Consider the following 5,044-nt stretch of genomic DNA (forward strand, 5'->3'; position numbering starts at 1 on the left):
GCATGATCATGAAGCGCTCGGGGGCCGACTTGTCGAAGCCGTACATGCGCTCGATCTCTTTCACTAGCTCCGGGTCCAGGCCTTGCGCGCCGCGGTATTGCGAGCCGGCCACGGCGACTTCGCCGCCGCCGCCGGAGATGCGTCCGGTGGCGCCGCCGGAAGCGGCGTCGAAGCCTTCCAGCTTGGCGATCATCTGCTCCACCGGACCGCCGGGAGCGGCCTGGATGATGATGAAGTTGATCAGCAGGATGCCGAACAGGGTAGGGACGATCAGCAGCAGGCGCCGCAGGATATAGGAGAGCATGCGGCGTTACTCCCGTTCCGGCTCGGCGTCTTGCGCGGCTTCGGCTTGCGCCTTGCTCGGCAGCGCCTTGTCGCTGGTTTGCCACCAGGTCATCAGGCCCCAGTCGTAGAGTGGCGTCACCTTCGGCCGGCCGAAACGGTTCCAGTAGGCGACCCGCCAGGTATCGACGTAGTAGTTGGGAACCACGTAGTAGCCCCACGACAGTACGCGGTCGAGGGCGCGGGTATGGTCGATCAGGCTTTGCCGCGAGTCGGACTGGATCAGGCTCTCCACCAGGCTGTCGATGGCCGGGTCCTTGAGGCCGATGAAGTTGCGGCTGCCGGCCTTGTCGGCGCTGCTGGAATGCCAGAACTCTCGCTGTTCGTTGCCTGGCGAGTTGGATTGCGGCCAGGTCGCCGAGGTCATGTCGAAATCCCGCGAGCGCAGGCGGTTGACGAACTGCGAGACGTCGACGCGACGGATCTGCATGTCGATGCCAAGTTCGGCCAGGTTGCGCTTGAACGGCAGGATGACCCGTTCCATGTTGGCCTGGAACAGCATGAATTCGAAGCTCAGTGGTTGGCCGTCGGGACCTACCATGCGGTTGTTCTCGATCCTGTAACCGGCCTCGGTGAGCAACTGGTAGGCCTTGCGCCGCTGCTCGCGGATCACCCCGCTGCCGTCATTGACCGGATTCTGGAAGACCTGGTCGAAGGCCTCGTCGGGAATCTTGCCGCGCAGCGGTTCGAGGATCTTCAGCTCGGCTTCGCTGGGCAACTGGTGGGCGGCCATCTCCGAGTTCTCGAAATAGCTGTTGGTGCGCTTGTAGGAGCTGAAGAACAGCTGCTTGTTCGACCATTCGAAGTCGAACAGCAGGCTGATCGCCTGGCGTACCCGGCGGTCCTGGAACACCGGGCGGCGGATATTGAAGGCGAAGCCCTGCATCCCCACCGGGTTGTGGTTGTGGATGCTGGCCTTGATGAAGCGCCCGTCGCGCAATGCCGGCGACTCGTAGCCGGTGGCCCAGTCCTTCGCCGAATATTCGAGGTTGACGTCGTACTGGCCGGCCTTGAAGGCTTCCAGGGCGACCGACATGTCGCGATAGGAGTCGATGGTGATGGTGTCGAAGTTATAGAGTCCGCGGGAGACCGGAAGGTCCTTGGCCCACCAGTCCTTGACTCGCTCGTAGCTGATGGAGCGTCCCGGATCGACCTTGGCGATGCGGTAGGGACCGCTGCCCACCGGGATTTCCATGCCGGTCTTGGAAAAGTCGCGGTCGGCCCACCAGTGTTTCGGCAGGATCGCGATCTGGCCGAGGATCAGCGGCAGTTCGCGGTTGCCGGCGTGCTTGAAGTCGAAGCGCACGCGAAGCTTGTCCTCGGCGACCACCTTGTCGACGTCCGCATAGTAGTTGCGGTACATCGGGTCGCCCTTGCTCACCAGCGTCTCGAAGGTGAACACCACGTCTTCGGCGGTGACCGGCGTGCCATCGCTGAAACGGGCCTGGGGGCGCAGGTAGAAGCGCACGTAGCTGTTGTCCGGTGCCTTCTCGATCTTCTCCGCGAGCAGGCCGTATTCGGTGAACGGCTCGTCCTGCGACTGGAAGGCCAGGGTGTCGTAGATCAGGCCCAGCGAAGGGGCCGAGACGCCCTTGCCGATGAACGGGTTAAGGCTGTCGAAGCCGCCGAAGTCGGCCTGGCGGAGGATGCCGCCTTTCGGCGCATCCGGATTCACGTAGTCGAAATGCTTGAAATCGGCGGGATACTTCGGAGGCTCATCGTAGAGCGTCAGTGCATGTTTCGGGGCGGCGAGGAGCGGGCCGCAGCAGCCGAGCAGCAGGGCTGCCAGCAGAGGGGTGAAGCGGGGACGGATCATCGGGACGTCTCCAGGTTTTTCTGCCACCACGCGCGCAGGCCCAGGGTGTAGGGCGGGGTGGCGACGAAGGCGAAGCGGTTGCGGTACGCCAGACGGTGCGAATTGAGGTACCAGTTGGGAATGCTGTAGTACTGCCAGAGCAAGGTCCGGTCCAGGGCGCGCGCGGCGGCGACCTGTTCGTCGCGGCTGTGGGCGCCGAGCAGGCGGTTGAGCATGGCGTCGACCACCGGGTTGGCGATTCCCGCGTAATTCTTGCTGCCCTTGACCTTCACCTGGCTGGAGTGGAAGTACTGCCACTGTTCCAGGCCGGGACTGAGGGTCTGCGGCAGGGTCATGAGGATCATGTCGTAGTCGAACTGGTCCAGGCGCTGCTTGTATTGGGCGCGGTCGACGGTGCGCAGGCGCGCGTCGATGCCGATGCTGGCGAGGTTTTCGCGATAGGGCTGGAGAATACGCTCCAGGCTCGGATTGACCAGCAGGATTTCGAAGCGCAGCGGTTCGCCCTTTTTATTCAGCAGTCGGTCGCCGGACAGCTTCCAGCCGGCATCGGCCAGTAGACCTAGCGCATGCCTGAGGGTTTCACGGGGAATGCCGCGCCCCTCGGTGGTCGGCAGGCTGAACGGCTGTTTGAACAACTGCGCCGGCAATTGCTTGCGGTACGGCGACAGGTACAGCCATTCCTGGCCCTCCGGGACGCCGCTGGCGGCGAATTCGCTGTTCGGGTAGTAGCTGCGCGAGCGCAGGTAGGAATTGCTGAAGAGGGCGCGATTGGTCCATTCGAAGTCGAACATCTCGCCCAGCGCCTGGCGTAGCGCGCGCTCCTTGAACACGGCGCGACGGGTGTTCATGAACAACGCCTGGGTCTGGCTGGGGATCTGGTGCGGGATTTCCGTGCGGATCACATCGCCGCGCAGAACCGCGGGGAAGCGATAGTTGTTCAGCCAGTTCTTCGCCTGGTGCTCGATGTAGAAGTCGAACTCGCCGGCCTTGAAGGCTTCGAAGGCGACGCCGTTGTCCCGGTAGAAGTCCACCACGACCCGGTCGAAATTGTATTTGCCGCGGTTCACCGGCAGTTTTTCGCCCCACCAGCCCTTCACGCGTTCGAACACCAGGCGGCGCCCGGGATCGACCTCGACGATGCGATAGGGACCGCTGCCCAGCGGCGCGGTGAAGGTGGTGGCGCGGAAGTCGCGATCCTTCCAGTAATGCTGCGGCAGCACCGGAAGCTCGCCCAGGCGCAGGATCAGCAGCGGGTTGCCGGAGCGCCGCAGGACGAAACGCACCCGGTGGGAGGTGAGGATATCGACCCGCTTCACCTCCTGCAGGTAGGTGCGGTACATCGGGTGCCCCTGCTTGACCAGGGTGCGATAGGAAAAGGCCACGTCGCTGGCGGTGATCGGCCTGCCGTCGTGGAAGCGTGCTTCCGGCCGCAGGTTGAATACCACCCAGCTGCGGTTTTCCGCGTATTCCACGCTCTTCGCGATCAGGCCATAGCTGGAGGCTGGTTCGTCGCCGGACGGGTCGTACAGGCCGGTGCCCACCATCAATGGTTCGTTCAGCTCATTGACGCCGTACTGGAGGAAATCGCCGGTGCCGATCGGGCTGGTGCCTTTCAGGGTGTAGGGGTTGAGCGTGTCGAAGCTGCCCGAGGCCATCAGGCGCAAGGTGCCGCCTTTGGGGGCGTCGGGATTGGTCCAGTCGAAGTGCTGGAAATTGGCCGGATACTTGAGCGTGCCGAATTGGGCATAACCATGGCTCTGGGTAATCGCGGCGAAGCTGGGCAGGCTCACGGCCAGGCCGAGGATCAGGAAGGAGAGGCGACGCATCAGGCGTGTGTCCGGGTCCTTGGCTATTTTTGACAACGAATCGTCAGGCAACAGTAACACCTTGCCCGCACAGGAAAAAAGAGGGAGCGCGGGCCTGTCCGGCCTAGGGTCCGGGGTTCTGGCCGCGCTTGCGAAAACGCCACGCCGGCAGGAGCGGGCGTGGCGTTTCGGGACGGCCTGCAATGGGCTGTCAGCGGCTCGCGGTGTCCAGGTACAGGGTCAGGGTCTGGCCGGGCTTGAGCGCCTGCTTGCTGCGCGGGTTCCAGCGCTGCAGGTGCTTCATCTCGACATTGAAGCGCTTGGCGATCAGGTACATCGAGTCGCCTTGCTTGACCTTGTAGTAGGTGGCGCTGTCGCGCTTGCCGGCGGCGTTTCCCTTGCGGGCCGCCAGGGCCTGGGTGCCGCCTTGCAGCTTGAGGGTCTGGCCGACCTTCAGGGCGTGCTTGTCCAGGCCGTTCCAGCGCTTCAGGTCGTTGACGTCGACGCCGTTGTTGCGGGCGATCTGCCACAGGCTGTCGCCGTTCTTGACCTTGTAGGAGCGGGTCCTGGCCGGGGTGGAAGCCTGTCGGGCGAGTTGCTGGTAGACCGGCTTGACGGCGCCGCCGGCGATCTGCCCGGGGATGCTCAGTTGCTGGCCCTTGCGCAGGTGGTTGCTGGACAGGCGGTTGGCGCTCTTGAGCTCCGCTACGGTGATCCGATAGCGGTTGGCGATGCTGTGCAGGCTGTCGCCGCTACGCACCCGGTATTGCTGCCAGGCGGTGACTTCCTTCGGCTTGAGGGTGTCCAGCGAGGCGGTCAGGAACGCCGCTTTCTCCATCGGCACCAACAGTTGCTGGGGGCCGTCCATGGTCACGCGGCGCTTGTAGGCCGGGTTCAGCTGGTACAGCTCATCCTCGTCCAGGTTCGCCAGCGCGGCGACGCTGGACAGGTCGATCCCGCGCTTGACCCGGACGGCCTGGAAGTAGGGCTCGTTGTTGATCGGGTTCAGGCTGATGCCGTAGGAATCCGGCGCCATGACGATCTGCGAGAGGGCGAGCAGCTTGGGTACGTAGTCCTGGGT

Annotated in this window: 3 protein-coding genes and 1 pseudogene; all 4 read right to left on the reverse strand. The window is 64.0% G+C overall.

Annotation, left to right across the window (positions count from 1 at the left end):
- Window positions 1–304 (reverse strand): annotated as a pseudogene (locus tag FFS27_RS28350) (microcin ABC transporter permease); the annotation flags it as partial.
- A gap of 6 nt (window positions 305–310) precedes the next feature.
- Window positions 311–2,158, reverse strand: a complete 1,848-nt coding sequence (locus tag FFS27_RS28355) for an extracellular solute-binding protein (protein ID WP_003087944.1) — start codon at window positions 2,156–2,158, stop codon at window positions 311–313.
- A complete protein-coding gene (locus FFS27_RS28360; protein WP_003098137.1) occupies window positions 2,155–3,984 on the reverse strand; it encodes an extracellular solute-binding protein in 1,830 nt (609 codons plus the stop codon). The genes FFS27_RS28355 and FFS27_RS28360 overlap by 4 nt, the downstream gene beginning before the upstream one ends.
- Window positions 3,985–4,174: 190 nt before the next feature.
- Window positions 4,175–5,044, reverse strand: an 870-nt coding sequence (locus FFS27_RS28365; RefSeq protein WP_137952364.1) for a lytic transglycosylase, incomplete at its 5' end; no start/stop codon positions are given.

The sequence above is a fragment of the Pseudomonas sp. 2VD genome (assembly GCF_005503585.1).
GTDB lineage: Bacteria > Pseudomonadota > Gammaproteobacteria > Pseudomonadales > Pseudomonadaceae > Pseudomonas > Pseudomonas aeruginosa.